Origin of the sequence: Halomonas sp. BC2, assembly GCF_002078115.1 — a bacterium.
GTDB classification, from domain to species: domain Bacteria; phylum Pseudomonadota; class Gammaproteobacteria; order Pseudomonadales; family Halomonadaceae; genus Vreelandella; species Vreelandella stevensii.
Genome location: NZ_LFGT01000022.1, coordinates 74,424 through 98,828, shown reverse-complemented (window position 1 = coordinate 98,828; position 24,405 = coordinate 74,424). Strand labels below are relative to the sequence as shown.

Sequence of the window (24,405 nt, the reverse complement as noted above, 5' to 3'; positions counted from 1 at the left end):
ATCAATGCTGAGCGGGCGTCTTTCGCGTTAACCGACAATAGCTGTATCAGGACGAGCATTAAGCTTAATTTAATGAGTCAGCGATCTTAAAATGCCCATCTGATGCAAGCTGGCGATTTCAGCGTATACCTCTTCGCAGAAAGATTCGGCCACATTACTTAACGGCTTGTGTTTAGATTTGAGCAAGGCAATTTCCCATTCAATGGTTGGCTCCATAGGCTTTGATACAACGGCGGTTCCCTGCAGCAGCAGCTCTGCAATGGGATCAATCACAGCCACCCCAAGCCCGCGATCGACCAATGCACACACACCTCGCATATGGCGCATTTCAGCAGCAATATGCCGCTTTATATCCACTGTCTGCATAATGTAATCCACGCGGGCACGCAGGGGGCTATCGGCCATCAGCTCAACGAACGTCTGGTTTTGTAAGCTGGTAAGCGCCACCACATCTTGCCTAGCGAGGGGGTGTGTACGATGCATGATGCATCTGGCAGAACAGCGTGCAAGCGTACTCACTTTTGCCCCATAAGTGTCTGCTTCAAGCGTTATTCCCAGCGCGACATCACAGGTATTATTGTCGATCATTTTGAGCAATTCTTGTAATCCTGCATCGATGACTCGCACGCCGACATTAGGATGATGTTGTTTAAACCGTTTAATCACATCGAGTAAAAAGGTATCGCAAAAAATGGGTTGTGCCGCCACGACGACACTGCCCAACTGGTTATTAGCAATAGCGTCCGCATCTTTTTGAGTATCTCGAATACTCGCCATCAGCCGTAAAACGGACGCGTGGTATAAAAATGCTTCAGACGTTGGCGAAAGCTGATTACGGGCGCGCTTGAACAGTGCAAACCCCAGCTCGCCCTCTAGCCCGATGAGTAGACGACTGACCATCGATTGGCTGATGCCTAACGTTTCGGCCGCCGCTTTTGTGGTGCCATGCTTCATGAATGCATCGAATGCTTCAATTTCCTTTATTTTCATAGCATTAACTCTCGCCAAAATAGTTTTTCGATCCATTAACTGTAAATAGACCAATGTTCATAAACGATAAGCTTGCAACTTTGCCTCACCACTAGAACATAATCGAATACAAAGGTTAATTGTTGCAATAAACTTCATACTTGTCTATGTTGAAAGTGGTGGCTGACGTTACTCCTCGTCGCGCACTTCTCTAATAACAGGCATCCAGAAATAGCTATGCAACCACCCTTGCGGAGATCAGTATGAAACTCACCTTAAGCTTAGCGGCAGCAGCGCTGCTCGCGGCCTCCACTGCCTATGCTCAGAACTACCCTTCAGAACCCGTGACACTGGTAGTCCCTTATGGCCCAGGCGGAGCCTCCGACCTGGCTGGCAGGGCACTAGCGGAGTCTGCTCGTGAATATCTCGGTCAGCCTGTGACTGTCGTCAATCAGGCCGGCGCAGGCGGCATGACCGGTGCGCGTGATGTTGTGCAGTCTGACGCCGATGGATACACCCTGCTGCTAGCCCGCGTCGGCATGGCGCTGTCACCGGCGGTCAACGAAAACAGCAGCGTCGACTGGGACGAGTACACATTCCTCAGCCCGCTCGAAGCCACACCGATGATTCTTGCCGTGGCGGAAGACTCTCCTTATGAAAGCGTCGACGAGTTGCTGAACGGCATCAAAAACGACCCTGGCGCGATGAGCTACGCCGCTTCTGGTGCCACCGCCATCGATGGTTTTACCGTACAGTCGCTGCTGGCTGACGCGGAAATGGATCCGCTAACGGCGGCAACACTGATTCCCTATCGTGGGGGCGGTGAGCTCGCGACAGCATTACTAGGCGGGCATGTTGATTTTCTTGCCATCGCCGCCGCTTCATTGATGCCGCATATCGAGAGCGGTGATATGCGCCCGTTAATGGTGTTCTCACCCGAACGTCTGGAAGCACTCCCCGACGTGCCGACAGCTGAAGAGTTGGGTTATGACTTGGCTGGGCAAGTCATCGGTTGGAGCGCGCTCTATGGTCCGCCGAACCTCCCCGAGGAAGTAGTTAACACCTGGAGCGAAGTAATGGAGCACGTCGCTGAAGATGAAACCTGGCTCGGTCGTGCTGCCAATCGTGGCTCCATATCCACGATTGGCAGCGTCGATATGAAGACGTATGCCAAAGAGCAGTACGAGTTCTATCGCAGCTTAGCAGAGCAGTTTGGCTATCTAGAGTAAGCCAATGTCAAACACTTAGTCGTGACTGTATACAACAATTCATCACTGGAGGGGGCATGGGTATGACACGTGGTTTAGTAATAACAGCGCTGTTCGGTATCGTACTTTTTTTACTGATCCCCGCCTATGTGCCCCGCCCACGCTTTATTCCCGGGTTTGCGCCGCCGCCGGACATGTGGCCACGCACGATTTCCATGCTCGGCATGGCATTAGGCATGCTGCTCGTAGGGCTATCTTTTTCACGTAAAACCGCAACCATCGCCGACCCTGAAGACGCCCGCTCAATACGGGGCGATACGCCGCTTGCCACCCTACTCACTCGCTTCGCTTGGACGGTGCTGGCCTTTGCAGTGTTTATCGGCTCCGTAATGCTACTCGGTTTTTTGCTATCGAGCATTCTGCTGTTAATGGCGATGCTAATACTGACCGGTTATTGGCGCCATAAAGTGGTGGCGGTCATCGTTGCCATCGCCCTCCCACTGGTTCTCTACCTGTTTTTCTCCAGCGCACTCAATACGCGTTTCCCTGTCGGCAGCCTCTTCAAGGCGGTCGGTATTTAACCTACCGCGTATAGGATTACCACTATGCTCAACGATCTGCTGGTTGCCTTCCAAGCGGTGGCCACCCTTGAGAACTTTCTGATCATGGCCGCCGGCATCTGGGGCGGCGTGATTATCGGTGCCATTCCCGGCATGACCGGCACCATGGCGGTAACCCTGGCGCTGCCTTTTACGTTTTATATGCAGCCGATACCGAGTATTTTACTGCTCGTTGCGCTCTATAAAGGCTCAACCTACGGCGGCTCGGTATCCGCGATTCTGATCAAGACTCCGGGAACTGCCTCAGCCGCCTGTACCACCCTTGACGGCTACCCGCTGGCCCAGCAGGGCAAAGCAGGCAAAGCCCTCAACATGGCGCTCTATTCGTCCTGTACCGGGGACTTTATCTCCAATCTCTCGCTGATTTTTATTGCCGCACCTCTGGCACTCCTAGCGCTGCGCATCGGGCCACCCGAATACTTTATGCTGATGATTTTCGCACTTACGACGGTGGCTGGGGTGTCAGGGCGCTCGCTGCTGCTTGGGCTTGTGTCGGCGTGCTTAGGGCTACTGCTGGCCACCGTAGGGGAGGATATGTACGGCTCGTTCCGCTTTGATCTCACCGTGGATATGCAGAGCGGTCTTGCGGTTGCGCCCGTGCTCATCGGTCTATTTGCGATCCCTGAGCTGCTTAAAATTATTGTTTTTCGTCACAATCAAAGCCATAAGCCCATGCAGCTAGGCGATAACCGCGTAACACGGGATGAGCTGCGCCGCTCCTTAAAGGCCATGCTCAAAGGCAGCATGATCGGGGTGGTGATGGGAGCCATTCCCGGTATTGGCCCCTCGGCAGCGGCGTTCTCTTCCTACGGGGAAGCGCAGCGCAGCTCGAAGAACCGCGACAACTTTGGTAAAGGCGAACTAGAAGGGATCGCGGCATCCGAGTCCGCCAATAATGGCTGCTGTGGCTCCACCATGATTCCTTTGTTAGCGCTGGGTGTGCCAGGCGATGTGATTACTGGCGTGATGCTGGGCGCTTTTATGATTCACGGCATGACCCCCGGTCCGATGCTGTTTGAGAACAATCTTAATGAGGTTTACATGCTGTTTATCGGCATGCTGTTCTCCTCCGTTCTGCTGTTTGGTGCGGGTAAAGCCACCATGCGCTTTTTCTCGCATATCTCACGGATTCCACCAGGGCTGATGGCGCCTATCGTGCTTGCGCTATGCGTCTTCGGTATTTTTTCGATCTCCAACAGTATGTATGACGTCATCGTACTGCTGGCGATGGGTGTATTTGGCTTTTTCATGTTCCTGTTCGCCATCCCCGCCGCGCCCTTTTTAATCGCTTTCATTCTCGGCCCGATGCTGGAAGAGAACCTGCGTCGTGCCCTTGCGCTCTCTCGCGGTGATCCCAGTATCTTGGTGTCGTCGCCGATCACTTGGCTTTTCGCTTCGCTGGCAATATTTGTGGTGGTCGTCACGATTCGTCAGCAGCTCAAGAAGGCCAAAGCCTGAGCCACAGTTTCCCCTATTGCCAAGGATTTAACGCTATGCAAGCTAGTGCTACGCCTAACGCTCACCCGCAGTTGGAAGCCGCGGTATCACATCTCGCTGATTTAATTGCTTACGACACGACCAGCGCTTACTCCAATCTTGAGCTTATTCATCACATGGCAGCTTGCTTCACCGCTCTTGGCGCGGAGGTAACGCTGCTACCCGATGAAAGCGGCGAAAAAGCCAATTTGGTCGCCCGTCTGGGGCCCGCCAACGTGCCTGGCATCGTTCTCTCTGGCCATACGGACGTCGTCCCCGCCAATCCGAAGAACTGGCAAAGCAAACCTTTCAAACTAGAGCAGCGCGGCAGCCGCTTGTTTGGGCGTGGCACCTGCGACATGAAAGGCTTCGCCGCCTGTGTGATGGCGGCGGCGCCAGCATTTGCCAACGGCGAGCTCAAGCGCCCATTCTATTTCTGCTTCTCGCATGATGAGGAAGTGGGTTGCCTAGGTGCTCCAGCCATCGCACGCTACCTTGCCAAGCTCCGGGTGCCACCGGCACTGGCCATTATTGGCGAACCCAGCGAAATGAAGCTGATCAACGGCCAGAAAGGCAAGATCGCGATGCGGGTGACGGTGCGCGGTGAAGGGGGCCACTCGTCGTTTTCCCCTCAACATGTCAATGCGGTGGAGTATGCCTCGCGTATCATCACCATGATCGCCGAACGATCACGACGATATGAGCAGGAGGGCCCCTTCGACCACGACTTTACCGTTCCCCACGCCACCACGCTGACCACCTTGATAGAAGGCGGTGTGGCAACCAATGTGACCCCCGATACCTGTAGCTTTACCTTTGAGCTACGCAGCATCGACCAGGAAGCAGCAGCCACGGATATCCAAGCGCTAATCAACGATATAGAGGCTGCCCTGCTGCCTGAAATGCAGCGCCAATCCGCCGATGCCGCCATTGAGTGGCAAGAGTTATTTGCCTACCCCGCCATGGGAGACGCTACCGACAGCGAGATGTTCAAACAGCTTGAACCCATCCTTCCCAAAAGTGGTGGCAAGGTCTCTTATGGGTCTGAAGGGGGCGTTTTCGAGATCGATGGCGAAATCCCATCGATCATTCTTGGGCCCGGCTCTATTCGCCAAGCCCACAAGCCCGATGAGTTTATCGAAATTGAGCAGCTTAGCCAGTGCTTAGCGTTTTTCGATGACTTAAATGCCTGGATGAAGGGCGAAGTCTAATAAACGACACTCTGGCGAATTACCTGCATAAAAAAAGAAAGCCGCTCCAAGGGAGCGGCAAAAGACCGTGACTAGCAATGAGAGGGAGAAACCATGACAGGAAACTGGCGGTTTCTGTCTTGGTCTGTGGCGTCTCATCAAACGCCACACCCACAATGTAATAGTTCTCATTTACTACGTCAACACAAATGCGAATACTTTTTATTTATTTTTATCCTCCTACCCATTGCAGCCACATCGGCAGCGTCAGCATCGCCAATAGCGTCTGTCCAGTGATGATCGCCGCCATGAGCTCGGCATCGCCGCCCAGCTGTCGCGCCAGGATATAGGCCGATGTGGCCGTGGGCAGCGCCGCAAAGAGTAGCGCCACGTCTCGGCTGACGGGGTCCAGCCTCAACGCCCAGGCCAACACCAGCACCAATACAGGCATCAGCACCAGCTTGATGGTATTGGTGGCCAGCACACCGCGGTCGAAGCGCAGCAACGCACGCGGGCGCAGCGCCACCCCGACAGCCACCAGTCCCAGCGGCAAGGCAGCGCCTCCCAGCAGCGAGACGGTGTCTTCGCTCCAGCCGGGCAGGCCGATACCGCTCAGATTCAAGGCAATCCCCACCAGGCAGCCCAGAATCAGCGGATTCTTGATCAGCGCCAGGGCGCTTTTGCCCACGCTGGCACTGCCCAGGGTGCCCGCAGCCACAAAGCTGGCGACGCACATCACGTTGACGATAGGCACCATCAGCGCCACGGCCACGGCGGCCGTCGTGGCTCCCAGGCTGCCATGCAGTGCGGCGGCCCCCGCGACACCCACATAGGTATTGAAGCGCACGGCCCCCTGGAAGACGGACGTGAACGCCGCTGGCTCCAAAGCCAACCAGCCCCGAAAATGCCAGAGCGCCATACCGAACAGGGCCATCGCCCCCAGCAGCACCAGCGCCAGCCGCCCGACAGGCACCTGACTGACGTCCGCGGTAGCCAACGTGCCCACCAGCATGGCGGGGAACAGCACAAAGTAGATCAAGCGCTCCATCTGTACCCAGAACTCACTGCTGGGCCAGCGGCGGTTGCCTAGTAGAACGCCCAGCAGAATCAGTAGAAACAGGGGGCCAAGCGCGCCCGTAATACTCTCCATTTGGTTTCCTTATCAAGTGCGACATCCCAGCACAGCGACATCCGCTGGATAGCTGTTACCATGAATCCAACTTCCCCGCCTCACGGCTTGCGTAGCGACTATTCTGCCATGAAGAAATTGCCTGAACCCGTCGAGCCGACGGGTTTTCCAGCGCTAAAAGTGTTGATATTGGTCACGGGCCTCGCGCTGGCGGCCTGCACCTGGTATGTCTTTGCCAACTGGCTGAAGGGCGACAGCGATGTGGTCTGGTTCTCGCCCAGCGGTGAGTGCAACTTGCATACTAGCCAATGTTCGGCAACGCTGGGAGACAAGGGGCACCTGTCCCTCTCCATCGATGCCCATGGGCGTATCCAGGCGCTGGAAGTGCTGCCTCTGGACGTCGAAGTGGACGGCGTTAGCGCCAACCAGGTGACCGTCGACTTCGTGGGCCGAGACATGGACATGGGCTTGCACCGTTTCACGCTGAACGAAACGGCGCCCGGCCATTTCCACGGCCAGGGGCAGGTAGGCATTTGCACCCAGGACGTCATGCCCTGGCGGGCTCGGGTCATTCTCGATACGCCCGAGGGCAAGCTGGGTAGCTGGTTCGATTTCGATGTCACAAGGAGCTGAAGGCATGGCGGCAGCAAATAAACGTAAACCGCTGGTGTGGGGATTGGCACTGCTGGGGATCCTGTTGACGGTCAGCGCTGTCGGGATGTATCAATTGGCCACCCCTTCGAACGACGGCGAGCCGCAAGGTGGCCCCATTGCCATGCCCTCCACCCACGGCGACTTTACGCTGGCCCAACTGAGTGACGACGAGATCGCCGTGGTCTCTTTCGGTTACACCTATTGCCCAGACGTCTGCCCCATGAACCAGGCCGTGAAGCGCCAAGTGCTGTCACAGCTGGACGAACAGCAGCGTGAGCGTGTAGTACCGGTGATGATCACCGTGGACCCGGAACGCGATACGCTGGAGCGCATGAGTGAATACATGCAGTTTTTCGGCGAGGAGTTCGTGGGGCTGGTGGGCAGCCAGGAACAGTTGAGCGATGTTGCCGAGCGCTATGGCATCATCTGGCGCCGTGTCGAGGCGCCGGATTCCGCCATGGCCTATACCATCGACCATAGTGCGTCACTGTTTCTGGTGAACCGTGAGGGAACCATCCTGCAGCGGGTGCTCTATTCGCCTACCCCCCATGGGTTGAAATCTGCCCTGGAGAGCGAGCTGGGCGGCTAGTCCGCCTCCTGCGTGCTTTCCTCTGCGGGAGCGTCGGGCGCCTCTTGGAGTCGCTCGACCATGGCTATTAGGGCTTTGGCCTGCGTGCCTTCTCGGGTGTCATGCAAAGGGTTGATTTGCCATGTACTTTCGGCAAACCCCCACCAGTCCCAACAGGCTTGCGGGTTGGCCATGCTGCTTTCGGTCTGGGGGTAGAGGATGATCTGCCCGTGCTCCTCGGCCCAGCGGTTCAGGCCGCTATAGCGAGCAAAGGTGTCGCCAATCGCTTGGTCATTCATCTGGCAGCCATGCAACGCCACGGTGACGGGGCAGCCTCCCGCGTCACACGCCTCAGGCACGAAGACATAGCCCGAATCGGCCAAGCCCTTGACGGCAAACTCGGACTGATCGAAGCGCCGTAACTCGCCTTCACTCTCCTGCACGGGCCGTTCGGGGTAGAGCCAGTCCAGCATATCGGCGGCCACATTGTCGCCACAGGCCAGTACGTGACTACCGCCGCCCAGATGGCAGTCGCCCAGGGATTGGGGGTCGATGGGGGCATCCTTGGGCATCGCCACCGGCCAGCCGTGGCCGGTATTCTCACGCTGCACATAGCGCAGCTGCTCGTCGGGCTCTGCCAACCAGCGCTGCCACTGCTTGGCCAACAGATCACCCAGCGCGGGAGATACCGTTGCGTCGGATTCGCCGTGCCACACGTAGGCTCTGAGCTGGCGCAACGCGTCACGACTGCCTACTTGCTCCAGCGCCGCATAACGCTCATGGCGCTGTTCCAGCGTATCCAGCGCGGGCAAACCTCGGCGAGTCATCATGCACTGGTTGAGCGCCAGGCTCAGCGCCCCCTGGGCGCAGCCCCAGGGGCCTGCGCCCAGCACCCCCAAGCCACTGAAATGCTCTGGCCAGGCAACGGCCAACTGCGTGGCCATGTAGCCACCCGACGAAACACCCACCACCGACGCAGCTTCGGGCATCGCACCCAACGCAGGCAGGTCAGCTGGCGGCGTGTCCGCCTGCACATGGGCAGCACTGCCGCCCATGAGCATCAATACGCCGAGCAGGCGATAAGCAATGGCGGCAGGCATGAGTTATTCGACGCCCAGCAGTTCAACGCGGAAGGTAAGCATCTCATTCGGACCAATCGGCCCTTGGCCACCCTCACCGTAAGCCAGCTCGGCAGGGATGTAGAGCATCCAGCTGTCGCCCACGCTCATCAGTTGCAGCGCTTCCTGCCAACCTTCGATGACCTGATTCACCTGGAAACTGACCGACTGGCCACGCTCGAAGGAGCTATCGAACACGGTGCCATCCAGCAGCATGCCTTCGTAGTTCACTTCCACGGTATCTTCAGGGCCAGGCGTGGCGCCATCGCCAGACTCCAGCACTTCATATTGAAGGCCCGACGCGGTGACTTCGACACCCTCACGCTCGGCGTTCTCTGCCAGGAAGGCCTGGCCTTCTTCCAGGTTCAGCTGGGCAATTTCAGCGGCCTGCTGTTCGCGGGCCTCCATGGAGCTCTCCTGGAAGGTCATCAGCGCTTCCATCATCTCTTCTTCGCTCATCGCCAGCTCATTGCCGTCGAACACGTCGCGCATACCATCGGTGAAGGCATCGAGATCCAGGTCTTCGATATCGGCCTGCATGCTCTCGCCCAACGTCACCCCCAGGCTGTAAGCCAGGCGTTGCTCATCGGTCTCGGGGGCCGCGGCGGCGAACGGTGCTACCAGCAATAAACCCGTCAGGGCAGTAGAAGTCACAAGTGCTTTCATGGAAAAACCTTATCCAGCGGCGCAGCGCGCCAACGTGTTGTCGAATCCCTAAAGACTAACACCCGCCGCGTCAGGCTGCATTACCTGACGCGGCGGGTGTTGTTCAGGCGTCCCCTTCAGACAACAGGATGCCGCAGAGGTTTACACCACTAGCGTAGGGCAGTGTGCCGCCCCAGCCACGCGCTGGGACACACTGCCCAGCAGCAGGTTCTTTTCGCCATTGGTGCCCTGTGCCCCAATCACGATCAAATCGCACTCCCGCTTGCGCGCGAAGCGCACGATGGTGCGCGAAGGTCGCCCGCCCTTGACGAAAGCGCGCACGCGCAGGCTGTCGGCTCCCAGCTCGATGGCATGCGACTTGGCGTGCACCGCAATTTCAGTGGCGTACTCTTTCAAGGCATCGTCCGGCAGGTCCAGCTTGTTGGGCCGAACCATGGAGAGCGAGGCCTCCAGCAGGCTGTGGTGCTTGAACACGCACAGCAGGTAGAGCTCTGCGCCGGTGAGCATGTGCAGGCCAACGGCCTTCTCCAGTGCTTTGATGGCCCCCTTGGAGCCATCGACAGGAATCAAAATGCGATTGAACATAAGCGCTCCTGTGGCTAGCGGAAAGCAAGGTCGCGCAGGAACAGCGCAATTTGCGGGAACATGATGACCAGAGCCGCGGCCAGGATCAGCATGAAAATGAACGGCGGCGTGCCGCGGATCACTTCCAGGTAAGGCCGCTTGAAAATCGCAATGGCGGTAAAGATGTCACACCCAAAGGGCGGCGTCGCCGAGCCAATGGCCACCTGCAGGGTGATCAGTACCCCCACCAGTACCGGGTCCAGCCCCGAAGCCGCAATCGCTGGCGCGAAAATAGGGGTCAGCACCAGAATCACCACGATGGGATCGACGAACATGCAGGCCACGAAGAAGGCGATCGAAATAGCCACCAGTACGCCCACGGGCCCCGCTTCGTTGATCCCGAAGGTACCCAGGATCGTCTGCGGGATCTGGGCAAACGAGATGATCCACGAGAAGCCGTTGCCTGCCGCCACCAGGATGAACACCACGGCGGTGATCAACCCCGTGGACTTGGCAATGGTGAACATGTCCGGCAGCTTCAGCGAGCGGAAAATCACGAATTCCAGCAGGAAGGCGTACAGTACGCAGGCCGCCGCCGCCTCGGTCGGGCTAAACACCCCGCCGTAAATACCACCGACGATCAGCACTGGAAAACCTAGTGGCCAAAGCGCCTTTTGCACGGCCACGGCTCGCTCTTTCCAGCTGGCCTTGGGCTCGGTGGGCACCTTGTTGACGATGGCGTAAATAATGCAATACGTGGAGAACATGGCCAAAATCAGCAGGCCCGGACCGATACCAGCAATGAACAGCTCGGCAATCGACGTTTGTGATACCACCCCGTAAATGATCATGCCGATACTGGGCGGTATCAAAAAGGCGATGTCGCTGGAGTTGATGATCAGCGCCAGGGTGAAGGGATCTTTATAGCCAGCCTTCAGCATACGTGGACGCAACGGGGAGCCGACGGCCACCACGGTCGCTTGGGTAGACCCGGACACGGCACCAAACAGCGTACAGGAGACCGCCGTACTGACGGCCAGGCCGCCTTTGATATGGCCCACGAAGGTCATCACCATGTCGATCAATCGGTTGGCCGACTGCCCGCGGGTCATGATGTCGGCTGCCAGAATGAACATGGGCACCGCAATCAGCGCGGTGGGGCTGATACCGCGCATCATCTGCTGGATGAGCGTTTCCATCTGCCCCAGGCCGCCGAAGCTCATGAAAAAGCCCACGAAGGCCGCGGTCATCAAGGGAATCATCATCGGGAAGCCGAGCAGCAGCAGCACGATCATGATGGTAATTATCGTTGCAGTCATGCGTGTTTCCTCGCTGCCTAGACTTCGGTTTCGGTGTCCTTGTAGCCGTCCACCACATGCGTGGACAGGTACACATCCTTCGAAAGCAGGTTAGTGATCGCCGTCATGACGTATTGAATGCCGGTGACGGCAAAGCCCACGGGCACCCAGACGTACATCCACCAGGCCGGAATGCCCGTGGAGGGCAGGCTGCGGCCGCGGCCCATAATGGTATCGATGTAACCAATCGAGAAGTAGCACAGCACGAACATCACTAGCGCCGTGAACAGGCTGATGACAATCATCAGCGCGCGGCGCCCTCCTGTGGGCAGCGCATCGTAGATCGCCGACATGCGGATATGCCGACCATGCCGAGCGGCATAGCCAATCCCGGCAAAGGTCACCAGCACGATCAGCATACGGTTGACCTCTTCGGAAAAGTGCAGACTCTCACCAAACACGAAGCGACCAATGACGTTGGCCACGGTATTGATCGCCATCAGAATGACGCCCGTCGCCAGAATCACGGCCTCCATTTTACTGATCCACGTATCAACGGTACCCAGCAGCCCAGGCAGCATAGAGCGATACTGTTTTTCAGCAACATCATCTTCGCTCATATCCATTGGAGTTGTTCCTCTCTGTTCCCGTTAAACTTGTCGGTCTACCTTGCTACTGTAGCGGCTTGAACCAGCACACCATTCAACGCTGATTAGCCGCACCTGCGTCACGGTAGATGGGTGTTGCTCTTCACCAAGGGGTGAACAAAAAGGGGCAGCACTTGGCCACCCCTTTTGCTTTCACGCATTTGCGGGCATTGCAGGCATCACTCCTGCCAGGCCCTCGCCATGAATCAGTTGCTGGTCACGGCTTCGAGGTCTTCCTTGAACTGCTCGAGCAGTGCCGCACCGCGCTCGCCCGTCATCTCCACGAAGCGCTCTTCTACCTGGGGCGCACGCTCGCGGAAGGCTTGAATCTGCTCTTCATTGAGACGGGTCACGGTCACGTCATCCGAGGCGGCCTGGATTTTCTCCAGTGACTCCTCAGCCAAGCCCGAGATGTGCTCCATGGTGTGCTCGTAAGCCGCTTCCGTGGCATCACGTACCAGCTGCTGATCATCTTCCGAGAGACCTTCGAAGAAGTCCTGATTGGCCATCATGGCCGTGGTGAACCAGCCATGACCGGTGAACACCAGATTGGGGGAAACTTCATACAGGCCGCCCGACTCGATCCAGAAGATGGGGTTTTCCTGGCCCTGCAGAATGTTGGTTTGCAGGCCACCATATACCTCACCCCAGGGCAGCGGCGTGGGGCTGGCGCCGAAGGCGCGATAGGTTTCCGCCAGCAGCGGGTTGGTCATGGTGCGGATGTTCTTGCCACGCAGCTCGTCTGGCGAGGTAAACGGTTCGTCGAGGGTGACGACCATCTCACCTTCTGGGTACATCTTGAGCAGCTCCAGCCCCTGCTCCGCGTAGAGCTCCGGGAAGGTTTCATGGATCGCGGTGCTGGAGTTGAAGAATTCGATGACCGTTTCTTCATCGGTGGGCAGTAGGTAAGGCACGAAGAAGATTTGCGCTTCGGGGATCAGTGCGCCCGTGAAACCAGGCGACTGGTTGACGAACTGCAGAATACCCGCTTGGGTCTGCTCCATGATGTCGTCAGACTCGCCCAGCTCGCCAAAACGATATACCTGGACGGTGTGGTCGGAGTTCTCTTCCACGTACTCCTTGAACGCCATGGCGAAGACGTCCTGAACGTCGCCTTCATACTCTTCGTGGGCATAACGCCAGTTATCTGCCTGCGCAGCGGCGCTCAGGCCCAGCAGCAGAGCACCTACGCTCGCGGACGTGATGAGTTTCGTGGTGAGTGAGCGGGTCGAAACAAACTTGTTTGGCTTCATACAGAGTTCCCTGACAGTGGTAGCGCGCTCTACGAGTGCGCATGAAGTTAGTGTTGTCTGTCCAGTGCTGTCCTGATCAACCGCTAACACGCAGAAACGCTTTCACTTATCGATTAATGCCTGCTGGGTTCATTGCTGTGGGTTAGCGGGCGATTGCCACACAAGTGGTCACAGGTTATTCAAAAACAGCTTAATTTCAGGCTAGCGTGGTGATTTACAGTGGTCAAGCTGACTTGCCAGACATTCAAGCGCAGGGGAGATGCCATCGCATACGCGTGAACCACTCAACGAAGCGCTGTCAAATTTGGCAAAAAAGAGCCTATTCTGCAGCCAAATGCTACGATCTTGCATGCTATCATCAACTTCCTCCAAACGCTGTGAGACATGCTCGGAAGCCTGCGCCCACTGCTGCCAACGTTGAAGATTTACACGCTCGGCCTGCAGCTCGGCAGTTTTGATGCTCTTGCGCAACGCATCGATGGCCTCATCCTCAGCCGCCTGAGGCTTCAATTCACGGCGCAGGTGACGTAACGGCTCGGTAAACTGGCGCTGCCAGTGCGCTCGCTCACGGCTGATATCGGCAAGCGCCTCGCGCCTGGCCTGGAGGCCGTGGCAATACAGCCATCCATGCAGCAGCAGCTCGCAGACATCCACGTCGGCGGCGTCCTGTAGCGTCAAGCACGCCTGCTCCACACCGGGCTGGGCGTAAAAGGCCAGCGCAAAATCCCACAACGAACGATGCTGCAAAGCCTGCTGCAAGTCCTGCAATCGGTTAGAATCCATGAATTTACCCACTGGTTTCGGGAGAAAGCATGATCGCACTGCGCCAAGTCGCCCTGCAACGAGGTACGCAAACGCTCCTGGAAAGCGCCGACCTGACCCTGCACAACGGGGTCAAGGCAGGCATCATCGGGGCCAACGGGGCGGGTAAGTCGAGCCTGTTCAAGCTGCTGCTGGGCGAGCTGGGCCCGGACCAGGGCGATGTAGAGATGAGCGGTGGCCAGCGTATCGCACACATGGCTCAGGAAGTGGAAGCGCTGGACCGGCCCATCGTCGAGTACGTGCTGGATGGCGATCATGCCCTGCGCCAGGCCGAAGCCGACCTGCTGGCCGCCCAGCAGGCGGGGGACGCCCACCGTGAAGCCGAGTTGCACGGCCTGATCGAGACACTGGATGGCTACAGCGCCGCCTCCCGCGCCGCCCAGCTGCTGGTGGGGCTGGGCTTCCTGCAGGCCGACCTGCAGCGCCCGCTTGCCGATTTTTCCGGTGGCTGGCGTATGCGAGTCAACCTGGCCCGCACTCTGTTCATGCCTTCCGACCTGCTGCTGCTCGACGAGCCGACCAACCACCTGGACCTGGATGCACTGCTGTGGCTGGAGCAGTGGCTGGTACGTTACCCAGGCACGCTGCTGCTGATCTCCCACGACCGCGACTTCCTGGATGCCGTGTGCGACCACATCGTCCACATGCATCAGCAGACCCTGGAGCTTTACCGGGGCAACTACTCACGCTTCGAGCGTACCCGTGCCGAAAAGCTCGCGCTCCAGCAGGCCGAAGCCGCCAAGCAGCAGGCGCGCCGTGAGGAAATAGAGCGTTTCATCGCCCGCTTCAAGGCCAAGGCGACCAAGGCTCGCCAAGCCCAGAGTCGCATGAAGATGCTCGAGCGCATGGAAGATATCGCCATGGCGCACGTGGACTCGCCCTTCCACTTCACGCTACCCGCCGCCGACAAGACTTCTCATCCCCTGCTGGTGCTGGACCAGGCAACCCTGGGATATCGCAGCGAAACGGCCGATGTCGCGCAGCTGGAAAAGGTCAATATCACCCTGCTGCCCGGTAGCCGCATTGGCTTGCTGGGGCCCAACGGCGCGGGCAAATCCACGCTGATCAAATCGCTGACCGGCGAGCTGGCCCTGCTGGAGGGCAAGCGGGTGCCCGGCGAGCATCTGGCGATTGGTTACTTTGCCCAGCATCAGCTGGAAGGGCTGGACGTGACCACCACCCCATTTGTCCACGTCCAGCGGCTCTCTCCTACCGCCAGCGATCAGGACATTCGCAACTTCCTGGGCGGCTTCGGTTTCAAGGGCGATGACGCCTTCGGCGAGGTGGCGACCTTCTCGGGGGGCGAGAAGGCGCGCCTGGCGCTGGCCCTGGTGGCCTGGCAAAAACCCAACCTGCTGCTGCTGGACGAACCGACCAACCACCTGGACCTGGAAATGCGCGAAGCGCTCACCGAAGCGCTGGCCGCGTTCGAGGGCACCGTCATCCTGGTCTCCCACGACCGTCACCTGCTGCGCGCCACGGTCGATGAGTTCTGGCGTGTGGCCGACCATCGGGTCGAGCCGTTCGATGGCGACCTGGAGGATTACCGCGCCTGGCTGAAAGCACGCCTGGAAGAGAGCCGACGCGACGCACGCAGTGAAAAGAGCGAGCGCCAAGGGCAGCAACCCACTACCGACCGCAAGGCCGCTCGCAAGGCCGCCGCCGAGCTGCGTGAAAAGCTGCGACCCTTGAAAAAGGTTCGTGATCAGGCCGAAAAACAGATGGAGAAGGCCCAGGCGGCGCTGGAGGAAGTCGAAACCGTGCTGGCCGATGCCACGCTGTATACCAACAGCGCCCGCAAGGCGGAACTGACCCAGGCACTGGCCCGGCAAGCCGATGCCAAGGTCGAGCTGGAGCGCACCGAGCAGGCCTGGCTAGCCGCCGAAGAGGCGCTGGAAGCCATGGAAGCCGAACTGCTGGCCAGCGAAAACGCCTGAGGTTTTTCCGCTACCCTTCCAGCATGAAGGTCACCGGGCCATCGTTGACCAGCGCCACCTGCATGTCGGCGCCAAACTGCCCAGTGGCCACCGGTGGGCCCGCTTGCTGCGCGCGCGCCACCAGGTAATCGAATAGCCGCTCGCCTTCCTCCGGCGGTGCGGCGCTGGAAAAACCCGGCCGCAGCCCCTTGCGGGTATCGGCGGCCAGCGTGAACTGGGACACCAGCAGCAAGCCCCCCTGGGCCTGCTGCAGGTTATGGTTCATCTTGCCCGCCTCGTCACTGAACACGCGGTAATTCAGCAGCTTGTGCAACAGCTTGTCGGCATTAGCCTCGCTGTCGCCTCTTTCGACGCCGATCAGCGCCACGAGCCCGTGATCGATAGCGCCAATGGCCTGCCCCTCCACCGTCACGCTGGCGGTGGTTACCCGTTGAATCAAAGCCTTCACGTTACGGCTACCCTTGGAATGGCTGAAAGGCAAGAGTCTAGCGCAGTTCAGCGGCGCCCTAACAGGGCATCCCGAAAACCTTCGCCCAGCGGTTGCGGCTCGTTTTCGCCTTCCAGCTGATAGTAGGCCCCCGCGCAGGCCGTCCAGATCATGTAGCGGAACACGCCACTGCCTAGCAGGATGTAGCGTTGGCCCTGGTCTTCGACCACACGGTCGAACTGCTAGCCGCGCTGTGGTGAACGGAGTGGATTGCTTGAGTCGCCGCGCGGTGTTTTCCTCCCAAGGCAGACGGAACAGAAACCCCTACGCTATACATGCCCATGTTATGCGTAAAGGTTCCGTACAACCAAAGGACTGGCGGCGCTACCAGGGGCGGCAGATCATCACATCGCAGTGCGGCTCGCTCAGCAGCATCTCGGTGAGCGGGTTGGGCTGCTGGGGTCGGCTGCGGCTTCCCAGCATCACCAGGTCAGGCGAATGGCGCTTGATATAGTCACCGAGCACATCGCATGGGCTGCCCGGCTCCAGAATCAGCTGGGTATCAGGCACACCCTGCAGCTCGCCCATCAGGCTATCGACTTCGTTATCCAGCGCCGTGCGCAGCCGACTGACCTCATGGTCCCGCCATTGGGCGTAGAAGGCTTGATTGCCCAATTCACGCTCGCCCGGCAGGCTCCAGGCATGCAGCAGGGTGATCTGCGCCTCCGGGAAGCGTATCAGGGCTTCCTTGAGCGTCTGGCGTGCGGTCAGGGAAAAATCGACGGGCACCACGATATGCCGCCAGGCCTGCGTAGGCGGGGTGAACGCGATGACCACCGGGCACGGCGCGCTGCGCAGCACGCGCATCATGGTGGTGCCCTGCAGTAGCTCCTTCTGGCCGCGCTTGCGATGCATACCCAGCACGATCAGCGATGCGTGACGCTCGTGGGCCTCGCGGACGATTTCCGCATGGGGCTCGCCCACCACGGTCTGGATCATCAGCGGAGGCAGCGCCAGAGCGTAGTCTTCACTTAAATCCGTCAGCGTGGCGCTGATATCATCACTGATGGCCTGCTCCAGGTCATGCAGGGTGCGATGCGGCAGATAAGGGTCGAGCACGTGCAGCGTGTTCAGGGAAGCACCTTGCTCCTGGGCAAGGCGCAGCGCGCGTGCGAACGCGGCGCGATTTTCCCGGGAAAGATCGGAGGCAAACAGCAGCGAGCGAGACATGGGCATGCTCCTTGGCCGAATAGCGCAGTCGGTTGGATGAAACGGGCACCCTTCAGCATGGTGCCCGTTTGCGCATCTCGCAAGCCGACTTTATCCGCGCATGCCCCAGATCAAGCTGCCCCCCAGCGCCGTTACCACCAGGCGTGGAAGTGGTGAACCGGCCCTCGCCCCTGGCCCACGTTGAGCCGTTCGCTGGCGGCCAGGGCCTCGTGCAACCACTGTTTGGCGGTGGTGATCGCCTCGATGGGAGCTTCGCTGCTTGCCTGAGCGGGCAGCCTCGCCAGGCACGCCGTGATCGCCGATGACAGCGCACAGCCGGTGCCGTGCAGGTTGTCGGTAGCAATCCGCTCGGCGGCCAGCCAGCGCTGGCCCTGAGGTGACGCCAGCAAATCCGGACAGGTTTCGCCCCGTAGATGCCCCCCCTTGAGCACCACGTAAGGCACGCCCAAGGCCACCAGCGCTGGCAGCAGCGACTCCATGTCCTCCAGCGACGCGGGCCGCGCGCGGTCCAGCAGCACTGCGGCTTCGGGGAGGTTGGGAGTGATCACATCCGCCAGCGGCACCAGAATATCGCGCACGGCGCGGATGCCAGCATCGTCCACCAGCACGTCACCGCTCTTCGCGACCATCACCGGGTCCAGCACGATCCAGCGCGGGCGACGCTGCTGCAGCACGTCGGCAATGGTCTGTGCCACGTCGCGGCTGGCCACCATGCCAATTTTTACGGCATCGATGTGCACATCGGCCAACAGGTGCTCCAACTGCTGGCGAATGGCCGCCACCGGGACGCCATGCACCCCGGCGACACCGCAGGTATTTTGTGCCGTCAGCGCCGTGATCACGCTAGTGCCATAGGTGCCCAGCGCCGAGAAGGTCTTCAGGTCCGCTTGAATGCCCGCCCCGCCCGAGGGGTCGGAGCCAGCGATGGTCAATACGTTGGCAATCATGACGCTCCTCACCTCTTAGAGAACAGAGGGTAGCCAAGTGGCGATGCCGGGGAAAATCGCCAGCGCCAACAGCATGCCCAACTGAAGAATGATGAACGGGATCACGCCCTTGTAAATGGCCGAGGTCGGCACGCTGGCCGGGGTCACGCCGCGCAGGTAGAACAGCGCAAAACCGAACGGCGGGGTCAAAAACGAGGTTTGCAGGTTGACCGCGATCATGATGCCCAGCCAGATGGGGTCTACGCCCATGGCCAGCAGTACGGGCCCGACGATGGGCACCACCACGAAGGTGATTTCGATGAAGTCGAGAATGAAGCCCAGCAGGAAGATCACCAGCATGACCACCAGCGTGGCCCCGACCACGCCGCCCGGCATGGCTTCGAACAGCTCGGTGACCAGCTCTTCACCACCGTAAGCGCGAAACACCAACGAAAACAGCGCAGCGCCAATCAGGATCAGGAACACCATGCTGGTGACCTGCGCCGTGGAGTGCAGCGTTTCCTTGAGCATCTTGATACTCAGCTGGCGATTGGTCGCCGCCAGTACCAGCGCGCCAAACGCGCCCACCGCCGACGCTTCGGTAGGCGTTGCAAAGCCCCCCAGTATCGAGCCAAGCACCGCCACGATCAGCAGTACCGGAGGCAGCAAGCCTTTCAACAGCAGCGGCCAGATGCTCCCGGTGTGTCCCAGCTCGGCCTTCAGCGCTGCGCGGTCCGCCGCCGGTGCCGCCTCCGGCTTCAACCATGCCACCATCAGCAGATAGAGGATATACACCACGACCAGCAACAGGCCGGGCACCAATGCGCCAATGAACAAGTCACCAATCGACAGGGTTTTCGGGCTCCACACGCCCATGGAGAGCTGCGCCTGCTGGTAGGCGTTGGAGAGCACATCGCCCAGCAGCACCAGCGCTATCGAAGGAGGAATGATCTGCCCCAGCGTACCCGTGGCACAGATCGTGCCCGTGGCCAGCGCGGGCGAGTAGCCGCGCTTCAACATCGTGGGCAGCGACAGAAGCCCCATGGTGACGACCGTGGCACCGACGATCCCCGTAGAAGCCGCCAGCAGCATGCCGACGATGACCACCGCGATACCCAGGCCGCCGCGCAGCGCGCCGAAGGCCATGGCCATGGCGTCCAGCAGCGTTTCCGCTACCCGCGACTTCTCCAGCAGCACGCCCATGAGCACGAACAGCGGCACCGCCAGCAGCGTGGCATTGGTCATGATGCCGTAAAGCCGGTTGGGCATGGCGTTCATCATGCGCGCTTCGAAGGGTACATCGACGCCCATGGACTGCAGCAGCAGCCCGATCCCGGCAAAGGCCAATGCGGTGCCCGCCAGCGAAAGCGCCACCGGATACCCCAGCATCAGGACGATACAAACCGCAGCAAAGAGTACCAGCGGCATCATGTCTAATAAGGTCGCCAGCACTAGATGATCTCCTCGTGAGCAGGGGGCGTGGTAGGCAGTTTGCCGCGCAATATCAAGGTCTGGCGAATCAGCTGTGCCACCGCCTGCAGTAGCAGCAGCGCCACCATCACCAGCATGAGCGTCTTCAGCAGGTAGACGCCGGGAATACCGCCGTCCGGAGAGCGTTCCATGATGGCCCAGCTGCTACGTACGTAATGAAAACTGCTGACGGCGATGAAGATCGACACCGGAATCAGCAGCAGCAGCGTGCCCATCAGATCGATCCAGGCCCGCCCACGCGCCGATAGGCGGCGATAGAAAATATCGACGCGGACATGGCCATCGCGCTTGAGGGTCCAGGCGGCGCCCAGCATGAACACTGCGGCATGCATGTACATCACCGACTCTTGCATGACGATGCTGTTGATGCCCAGCCAGTAGCGCATGATGACAATGGCAAACTGGACCAGCATCATGATGATCACCAGCCAAGCAATGGCTCGGCCAATCCCCTCGGTTACGCAGTCCAGCCAACGCAATAAACGTGGCTCTTGAGCACTCGTCGGCATAGCAGATGTCCCAGCATGAATAAAAACGGCCCAGAATCATCGCTGATTCTGGGCCTGACGTCATCCCTATTCACGGGATTAAACGCTTATCCATACGTCTGGGCGGCACGTCTGGCTATGAACGCCCATGGGTTTGCGCATGCTCGGCCTCTGCCAGCGTACTGACGCAGGCTGCGGGCAAGGGCAGGTCGACCGCGATGGGCAAGTGATCGGAAAACAGATGATCCAGCACGCGCACTTCTGCGGCTTCCAGCGTTTGGGACAGCAGAATATGATCCAGCGCCCTACGCGGCTGCCAGGAGGGGTAGCTGAGCAGCGGCTTCACCGGATGTAGCGACAACGACGTGCTGAAACGCTCGTGGGCATGCAGTTGATCCGGCGTACAGTTGAGGTCCCCCATCACGACCACATGGCGCAGCGGCTGAATGATGTCGCTGAGGTAGTCCAGTTGGCGTACCCGGCCACGGTGGCTCAAGGCCAGGTGGGCCACGAAGATGTGCAGGGCATCGGGGCCATCGCCATAGCGGGCATGAATCGCGCCTCGCCCTGGCAGCATCCCGGGCAGCCGATGCTCTTCGATACGGCTCGGCACCAGCCGCGACAGCAGCCCGTTGCTGTGCTGAGCGAACTGCCCCAGGTTGCGGTTCAGCTGCTGAAAATAGTGCGGGAATTTTGCCTGGGCGGCGAGAAACTCCACCTGGTTGACACGGCTGGAGCGAAAGCTGCCGCCATCCACCTCCTGGAGGCCCACCACATCGAACTGCTCGAGCACGCTGCCCATCATCGCCAGGCGCTTCAAGCGCTGGGGATGCGGCAAGAAGTGTTGCCAGCTGCGGGTGAGGTAATGGTGATAGGCAGAGGTCTGGATACCCACCTGCAGATTGAACGTCAGCAGGCGCAGGTGCCCCCGCTCCAGCAAGGGAGCGGCGGGCGCCTGTGGTGAGCCCGCAGGCTCACCGGTAGTGCCGTGTTCGAGCACGGTTATTGAGCGCGCTCGTTACGCACTTTTTCCACCAGGGCATCGGCAATGCGAGGCATGTTCTCGAGGCTGCCTGCGGTTTGTGGCGATACCACATAGCGACCATCCACCACGATGGCCGGAACCCCCATCAGGCGCATTTCACGCATGCGGCTGTTGGCCTTGTTGACATCGCTGCGTACGCTGAAAGCGGTCAACGCCTGCTTGGCTTCTTCTTCACTGACGCCGTAGTTGGCGAAGAACTCGGCAATGTCGTCCGGGTCGGTCAGAGAGCGGCCATCCTGATGGATGGCATCGAAGAAGTCGCCATGCATTTCTTCTTCGATACCCAGCGACTGAGCGGCGTAGAAGGCCGTGGCGTGGGTATTCCAGTCACCGCCCATGGTGGCCGGCATGTGGATCACGCTGACGTCGTCTTCCAGCGTGGCGTACCAGTCGTTGACATGCTCTTGCAACCGGTAGCAGTGCGGGCAGCCAAACCAGAACGCTTCGGTCACTTCAATTTGGCCTTCTTCCACCTGCGTGGCGACCGGAGACGCCAGCAGCGTGTAGTGCTGGCCTTCCACCAACTCCTGGGCACTGACCGTAGCGGAAAGACCTAGACCAGCCAGGGCGACCATCAACGTTTTCAACATAGCGAGAACTCTCCAGAATAAGCGAGCCAACAAGGGCGAGGCTAAGACCACCGCTTGCACAGGCAGGTTCCCCACCCTGCCGGTTCAGCGCAGGATGGGGCACGGCATCGAGCGCTTAGTTCAGGCCCAATACGTAGTTCGCAACCGCTTCCATGTCACGATCGCTCATCTTGGAAGCGATATCGCCCATCAGGTTGTTGGGGCTGTTGGTACGCTCGCCTGATGCGAAGTCCTGCAGGGTGGAGATGGTGTACTCCACGTGCTGACCCGACAGCGCCGGATAGACGGCACTGCCGATCCCGACACCGGTGGGCGTATGGCATGCGCTGCAGGCAGGAATGCCCTTGCTCATGTCGCCTGCGCGATACAGCTCTTCACCGCGGGCGAGCAGCTCGGTATCTTCATCGCTGGTTTGACCCAGGTTGGCGTCCTGACCGGCGAAGAAGGCCGCCACGTCCCAGGCGTCCTGGTCGGAGAAGTCGTCTACTTGACCTGCCATGGTGGGCACCAGGCGGTCGCCGTCACGAATATCCATGATCTGCTTGGCCAGATAGGACATCTGCTGCCCGGCCAGGTTGGGGAAAGCGCCCGAAGGGCTGATACCCGCTTGGCCATGACAGGCGGCGCAAGTTTGTGCCATTTCGCGGCCTGCGGCCGCATCTGCGTCGGCTTCATAGTCCGTTTGGGCGTGAGCGGTGCCAACGGCACCCATGGTAATTGCCAGGCTTGCCAGTAACTTTCTCATTGCTATTCCACTATGCCGTTTGATTATTGACTGGTACGCACCCTGGGCACTGCCCAGGCTCTGCACACTACCAGGGTCAGCTCCGCCGAAACGAACAACAGGTTGTTGGTCGCTGCTGGCTAGAACGCGATGGTACACTAGCGCCCCAGGTCGCAGTTATAAACCTCATGCATTATAACGAATCACCCAGGCGGCGGGAATGCAAGTCCATGTCTGCTTTTGGGGTAATTCGTCGCGGTACCTTGGCGATCCCTGCAGGATGGCTCAATGAGCCCTCTTTCATGTCTGTTTTCAGGAACACCATCATGTCTACCCTTCATGATAGCCCAGTCCCACGACTGAACTACCCTACTGCGCGATTCTTGATCAGCGCCCCCACGCTGGCCCTGTGTCCAGACGACACCGGTGCCGAAGTGGCATTTGCCGGGCGCTCCAATGCGGGCAAGTCCAGCGCCATCAACGCGCTGACCCAGCAGAGCGCGCTGGCACGCACCTCGCGCACCCCTGGGCGTACGCAACTGATCAACTTTTTCAGCGTGATGAACGATGAAAGTCGCCGCCTGGTCGACCTGCCCGGCTATGGCTATGCCAAAGTGCCGGAAGCGGTCAAGATCGAGTGGCAGCAGCACCTCTCCGAGTACCTGCGCGGCCGCTTCAGCCTGCGCGGCCTGGTCCTGCTCATGGATGTACGTCACCCGCTCACCGAATTCGACCAGATGATGCTGGAGTTCGCCGACCAGCGGGGCATGCCGGTGCATATTCTACTGACCAAGGCCGACAAGCTGAAGAAAGGGCCTGCCAGCGCGGCGTTGCAGAAGGTGCGTTCACGCCTGAAAGAGTGGGAAGACCTGGTCTCGGTACAGCTCTTCTCCTCCCTCAAGCGTCAGGGCGTGGACACGCTTTCCCAGACCCTGGACCGCTGGCTGCACACGCCCGAGGAAACCGAACACTGAGCGTGCGTCAGGTGCGTCTTCAACGGCGCTGCTCCAGCCAGGCAATCAGCGTTGGCAACTCCTTCACGTGGGCAATGCGATGCACTCGGGCGGGCAGCGCCTGATCGCCACGTTCGGCCACCCAGGCCGCGTGCATGCCCAACTGCTGCGCGGGCAGCACGTCCTCTTGCCATGAATCGCCCACATGCATGGCCCGGGCAGGAACGGTACCGAGCCGTTCGAGCGCGGTCAAAAACGGCTTGGGGTCCGGCTTGGGGGCGAGTAACTCACCGGCCGCAATCGCTATGGGAAAGTGGGCGGCCAGCGGCTGGCGCTTGAGATGAATGTTGCCGTTGGTGATGGCGGCCAGCCGATAGCGCTGAGCCAGCGCGGCCAGCAAGCCATCCACCTC

Annotated in this window: 27 protein-coding genes; 8 read left to right on the top strand and 19 right to left on the bottom strand. The window is 59.6% G+C overall.

The features are described from left to right. Positions 1-69 precede the first annotated feature (69 nt). Positions 70-990, bottom strand: a complete 921-nt coding sequence (locus tag B7L71_RS13650; protein WP_081138624.1) for a LysR family transcriptional regulator — start codon at positions 988-990, stop codon at positions 70-72. A gap of 242 nt (positions 991-1,232) precedes the next feature. On the opposite strand from B7L71_RS13650, the gene B7L71_RS13645 reads away from it, so the two are divergent. The 4 genes from B7L71_RS13645 to argE are packed head-to-tail and all read left to right on the top strand — an operon-like array spanning position 1,233 to position 5,484. Further along, a complete protein-coding gene (locus B7L71_RS13645; protein WP_081138622.1) occupies positions 1,233-2,198 on the top strand; it encodes a Bug family tripartite tricarboxylate transporter substrate binding protein in 966 nt (321 codons plus the stop codon). A 56-nt stretch (positions 2,199-2,254) separates the two neighbouring features. Next, positions 2,255-2,758, top strand: a complete 504-nt coding sequence (locus B7L71_RS13640) for a tripartite tricarboxylate transporter TctB family protein (protein ID WP_081138621.1) — start codon at positions 2,255-2,257, stop codon at positions 2,756-2,758. Positions 2,759-2,782: 24 nt separating this feature from the next. Further along, positions 2,783-4,255 carry a tripartite tricarboxylate transporter permease gene (locus B7L71_RS13635; RefSeq protein WP_081138619.1) on the top strand — a complete coding sequence of 491 codons (1,473 nt, stop codon included), beginning with the start codon at positions 2,783-2,785 and terminating at the stop codon, positions 4,253-4,255. Between the two features lie 35 nt (positions 4,256-4,290). Continuing rightward, a complete protein-coding gene (gene argE / locus B7L71_RS13630) occupies positions 4,291-5,484 on the top strand; it encodes an acetylornithine deacetylase (RefSeq protein WP_081138618.1) in 1,194 nt (397 codons plus the stop codon). 211 nt (positions 5,485-5,695) lie between these two features. Here the strand turns inward: argE and B7L71_RS13625 are convergent, their stop codons facing one another. Beyond that, positions 5,696-6,613: an AEC family transporter gene (locus B7L71_RS13625; protein WP_081138616.1), complete on the bottom strand. Its 918-nt coding sequence runs from the start codon at positions 6,611-6,613 to the stop codon at positions 5,696-5,698. Between the two features lie 60 nt (positions 6,614-6,673). On the opposite strand from B7L71_RS13625, the gene B7L71_RS13620 reads away from it, so the two are divergent. Both B7L71_RS13620 and B7L71_RS13615 read left to right on the top strand, forming a co-directional pair. After that, positions 6,674-7,225 (top strand): hypothetical protein, encoded by a 552-nt coding sequence (locus B7L71_RS13620; RefSeq protein WP_249273261.1) that lies wholly within the window; start codon positions 6,674-6,676, stop codon positions 7,223-7,225. 4 nt (positions 7,226-7,229) lie between these two features. Next, a complete protein-coding gene (locus B7L71_RS13615) occupies positions 7,230-7,835 on the top strand; it encodes an SCO family protein (protein WP_081138614.1) in 606 nt (201 codons plus the stop codon). On the opposite strand, the gene B7L71_RS13610 is transcribed toward B7L71_RS13615, so the two are convergent. From B7L71_RS13610 to B7L71_RS13580, 7 genes are all read right to left on the bottom strand, one after another. Next, positions 7,832-8,914 (bottom strand): PHB depolymerase family esterase, encoded by a 1,083-nt coding sequence (locus tag B7L71_RS13610; protein ID WP_081138613.1) that lies wholly within the window; start codon positions 8,912-8,914, stop codon positions 7,832-7,834. The two genes, B7L71_RS13615 and B7L71_RS13610, sit on opposite strands and share 4 nt — an antisense overlap. 3 nt (positions 8,915-8,917) lie before the next feature. Continuing rightward, positions 8,918-9,598, bottom strand: a complete 681-nt coding sequence (locus B7L71_RS13605; protein WP_081138611.1) for an FKBP-type peptidyl-prolyl cis-trans isomerase — start codon at positions 9,596-9,598, stop codon at positions 8,918-8,920. A 141-nt stretch (positions 9,599-9,739) separates the two neighbouring features. Next, complete coding sequence (locus tag B7L71_RS13600; protein WP_016915442.1) at positions 9,740-10,183, bottom strand: universal stress protein; 444 nt, start codon at positions 10,181-10,183, stop codon at positions 9,740-9,742. Positions 10,184-10,197: 14 nt separating this feature from the next. After that, the gene (locus B7L71_RS13595; protein ID WP_016915443.1) at positions 10,198-11,481 is read right to left on the bottom strand and encodes a TRAP transporter large permease; all 1,284 of its coding nucleotides are present in this window, start codon (positions 11,479-11,481) and stop codon (positions 10,198-10,200) included. Positions 11,482-11,498: 17 nt separating this feature from the next. After that, positions 11,499-12,086: a TRAP transporter small permease gene (locus B7L71_RS13590; protein ID WP_016915444.1), complete on the bottom strand. Its 588-nt coding sequence runs from the start codon at positions 12,084-12,086 to the stop codon at positions 11,499-11,501. Between the two features lie 227 nt (positions 12,087-12,313). Then, positions 12,314-13,360: a TRAP transporter substrate-binding protein gene (locus tag B7L71_RS13585; RefSeq protein WP_081138609.1), complete on the bottom strand. Its 1,047-nt coding sequence runs from the start codon at positions 13,358-13,360 to the stop codon at positions 12,314-12,316. A gap of 201 nt (positions 13,361-13,561) precedes the next feature. After that, positions 13,562-14,143: a TIGR02444 family protein gene (locus B7L71_RS13580; protein ID WP_249273260.1), complete on the bottom strand. Its 582-nt coding sequence runs from the start codon at positions 14,141-14,143 to the stop codon at positions 13,562-13,564. A gap of 29 nt (positions 14,144-14,172) precedes the next feature. Here B7L71_RS13580 and B7L71_RS13575 point away from each other — a divergent pair, with 29 nt between their 5' ends. Beyond that, a complete protein-coding gene (locus tag B7L71_RS13575) occupies positions 14,173-16,119 on the top strand; it encodes an ABC-F family ATP-binding cassette domain-containing protein (RefSeq protein WP_081138606.1) in 1,947 nt (648 codons plus the stop codon). A gap of 10 nt (positions 16,120-16,129) precedes the next feature. Here the strand turns inward: B7L71_RS13575 and dtd are convergent, their stop codons facing one another. From dtd to B7L71_RS13535, 9 genes are all read right to left on the bottom strand, one after another. Then, on the bottom strand, positions 16,130-16,567 hold the full coding sequence (gene dtd, locus B7L71_RS13570) for a D-aminoacyl-tRNA deacylase (RefSeq protein WP_081138643.1): 438 nt from the start codon (positions 16,565-16,567) through the stop codon (positions 16,130-16,132). 47 nt (positions 16,568-16,614) lie between these two features. After that, positions 16,615-16,776 carry a hypothetical protein gene (locus B7L71_RS17365; protein ID WP_016915449.1) on the bottom strand — a complete coding sequence of 54 codons (162 nt, stop codon included), beginning with the start codon at positions 16,774-16,776 and terminating at the stop codon, positions 16,615-16,617. Positions 16,777-16,930: 154 nt separating this feature from the next. Next, positions 16,931-17,776: a universal stress protein gene (locus tag B7L71_RS13565; RefSeq protein WP_081138605.1), complete on the bottom strand. Its 846-nt coding sequence runs from the start codon at positions 17,774-17,776 to the stop codon at positions 16,931-16,933. Between the two features lie 131 nt (positions 17,777-17,907). Then, complete coding sequence (thiD, locus tag B7L71_RS13560; protein ID WP_081138604.1) at positions 17,908-18,723, bottom strand: bifunctional hydroxymethylpyrimidine kinase/phosphomethylpyrimidine kinase; 816 nt, start codon at positions 18,721-18,723, stop codon at positions 17,908-17,910. Positions 18,724-18,738: 15 nt separating this feature from the next. Then, positions 18,739-20,154 carry a TRAP transporter large permease subunit gene (locus tag B7L71_RS13555; protein ID WP_081138603.1) on the bottom strand — a complete coding sequence of 472 codons (1,416 nt, stop codon included), beginning with the start codon at positions 20,152-20,154 and terminating at the stop codon, positions 18,739-18,741. Then, entirely contained in the window at positions 20,154-20,702 is a 549-nt protein-coding gene (locus tag B7L71_RS13550) for a TRAP transporter small permease subunit (RefSeq protein WP_081138601.1), read from the bottom strand. The genes B7L71_RS13555 and B7L71_RS13550 overlap by 1 nt, the downstream gene beginning before the upstream one ends. A gap of 115 nt (positions 20,703-20,817) precedes the next feature. Continuing rightward, entirely contained in the window at positions 20,818-21,681 is an 864-nt protein-coding gene (locus tag B7L71_RS13545) for an endonuclease/exonuclease/phosphatase family protein (RefSeq protein ID WP_081138600.1), read from the bottom strand. A 2-nt stretch (positions 21,682-21,683) separates the two neighbouring features. Then, positions 21,684-22,316, bottom strand: a complete 633-nt coding sequence (locus B7L71_RS13540; protein WP_081138599.1) for a thiol:disulfide interchange protein DsbA/DsbL — start codon at positions 22,314-22,316, stop codon at positions 21,684-21,686. A gap of 115 nt (positions 22,317-22,431) precedes the next feature. Next, positions 22,432-23,061: a c-type cytochrome gene (locus B7L71_RS13535; protein WP_026001898.1), complete on the bottom strand. Its 630-nt coding sequence runs from the start codon at positions 23,059-23,061 to the stop codon at positions 22,432-22,434. Between the two features lie 305 nt (positions 23,062-23,366). Here B7L71_RS13535 and yihA point away from each other — a divergent pair, with 305 nt between their 5' ends. After that, the gene (gene yihA / locus B7L71_RS13530; protein WP_081138598.1) at positions 23,367-24,014 is read left to right on the top strand and encodes a ribosome biogenesis GTP-binding protein YihA/YsxC; all 648 of its coding nucleotides are present in this window, start codon (positions 23,367-23,369) and stop codon (positions 24,012-24,014) included. A 19-nt stretch (positions 24,015-24,033) separates the two neighbouring features. Here yihA and B7L71_RS13525 read toward each other — a convergent pair. Further along, on the bottom strand, positions 24,034-24,405 hold a 372-nt coding region (locus tag B7L71_RS13525), incomplete at its 5' end, for an HAD family hydrolase (protein WP_139790137.1).

Excerpts from the sequence above, each read along its gene's own strand:
- B7L71_RS13590 (WP_016915444.1), bottom strand. The coding sequence starts at position 12,086 with ATGGATATGAGCGAAGATGATGTTGCTGAAAAACAGTATCGCTCTATG.
- B7L71_RS13620 (WP_249273261.1), top strand. The coding sequence starts at position 6,674 with ATGAATCCAACTTCCCCGCCTCACGGCTTGCGTAGCGACTATTCTGCC.
- B7L71_RS13640 (WP_081138621.1), top strand. The coding sequence starts at position 2,255 with ATGGGTATGACACGTGGTTTAGTAATAACAGCGCTGTTCGGTATCGTA.
- B7L71_RS13615 (WP_081138614.1), top strand. The coding sequence starts at position 7,230 with ATGGCGGCAGCAAATAAACGTAAACCGCTGGTGTGGGGATTGGCACTG.
- B7L71_RS13580 (WP_249273260.1), bottom strand. The coding sequence starts at position 14,143 with ATGGATTCTAACCGATTGCAGGACTTGCAGCAGGCTTTGCAGCATCGT.
- B7L71_RS13650 (WP_081138624.1), bottom strand. The coding sequence starts at position 990 with ATGAAAATAAAGGAAATTGAAGCATTCGATGCATTCATGAAGCATGGC.
- B7L71_RS13625 (WP_081138616.1), bottom strand. The coding sequence starts at position 6,613 with ATGGAGAGTATTACGGGCGCGCTTGGCCCCCTGTTTCTACTGATTCTG.
- B7L71_RS13595 (WP_016915443.1), bottom strand. The coding sequence starts at position 11,481 with ATGACTGCAACGATAATTACCATCATGATCGTGCTGCTGCTGCTCGGC.
- argE (WP_081138618.1), top strand. The coding sequence starts at position 4,291 with ATGCAAGCTAGTGCTACGCCTAACGCTCACCCGCAGTTGGAAGCCGCG.
- B7L71_RS13600 (WP_016915442.1), bottom strand. The coding sequence starts at position 10,183 with ATGTTCAATCGCATTTTGATTCCTGTCGATGGCTCCAAGGGGGCCATC.
- B7L71_RS13535 (WP_026001898.1), bottom strand. The coding sequence starts at position 23,061 with ATGAGAAAGTTACTGGCAAGCCTGGCAATTACCATGGGTGCCGTTGGC.
- thiD (WP_081138604.1), bottom strand. The coding sequence starts at position 18,723 with ATGATTGCCAACGTATTGACCATCGCTGGCTCCGACCCCTCGGGCGGG.
- B7L71_RS13565 (WP_081138605.1), bottom strand. The coding sequence starts at position 17,776 with ATGTCTCGCTCGCTGCTGTTTGCCTCCGATCTTTCCCGGGAAAATCGC.
- yihA (WP_081138598.1), top strand. The coding sequence starts at position 23,367 with ATGTCTACCCTTCATGATAGCCCAGTCCCACGACTGAACTACCCTACT.
- B7L71_RS13635 (WP_081138619.1), top strand. The coding sequence starts at position 2,783 with ATGCTCAACGATCTGCTGGTTGCCTTCCAAGCGGTGGCCACCCTTGAG.
- B7L71_RS13550 (WP_081138601.1), bottom strand. The coding sequence starts at position 20,702 with ATGCCGACGAGTGCTCAAGAGCCACGTTTATTGCGTTGGCTGGACTGC.
- B7L71_RS13605 (WP_081138611.1), bottom strand. The coding sequence starts at position 9,598 with ATGAAAGCACTTGTGACTTCTACTGCCCTGACGGGTTTATTGCTGGTA.
- B7L71_RS13540 (WP_081138599.1), bottom strand. The coding sequence starts at position 22,316 with ATGTTGAAAACGTTGATGGTCGCCCTGGCTGGTCTAGGTCTTTCCGCT.
- B7L71_RS13575 (WP_081138606.1), top strand. The coding sequence starts at position 14,173 with ATGATCGCACTGCGCCAAGTCGCCCTGCAACGAGGTACGCAAACGCTC.
- B7L71_RS13585 (WP_081138609.1), bottom strand. The coding sequence starts at position 13,360 with ATGAAGCCAAACAAGTTTGTTTCGACCCGCTCACTCACCACGAAACTC.
- B7L71_RS13645 (WP_081138622.1), top strand. The coding sequence starts at position 1,233 with ATGAAACTCACCTTAAGCTTAGCGGCAGCAGCGCTGCTCGCGGCCTCC.
- B7L71_RS13610 (WP_081138613.1), bottom strand. The coding sequence starts at position 8,914 with ATGCCTGCCGCCATTGCTTATCGCCTGCTCGGCGTATTGATGCTCATG.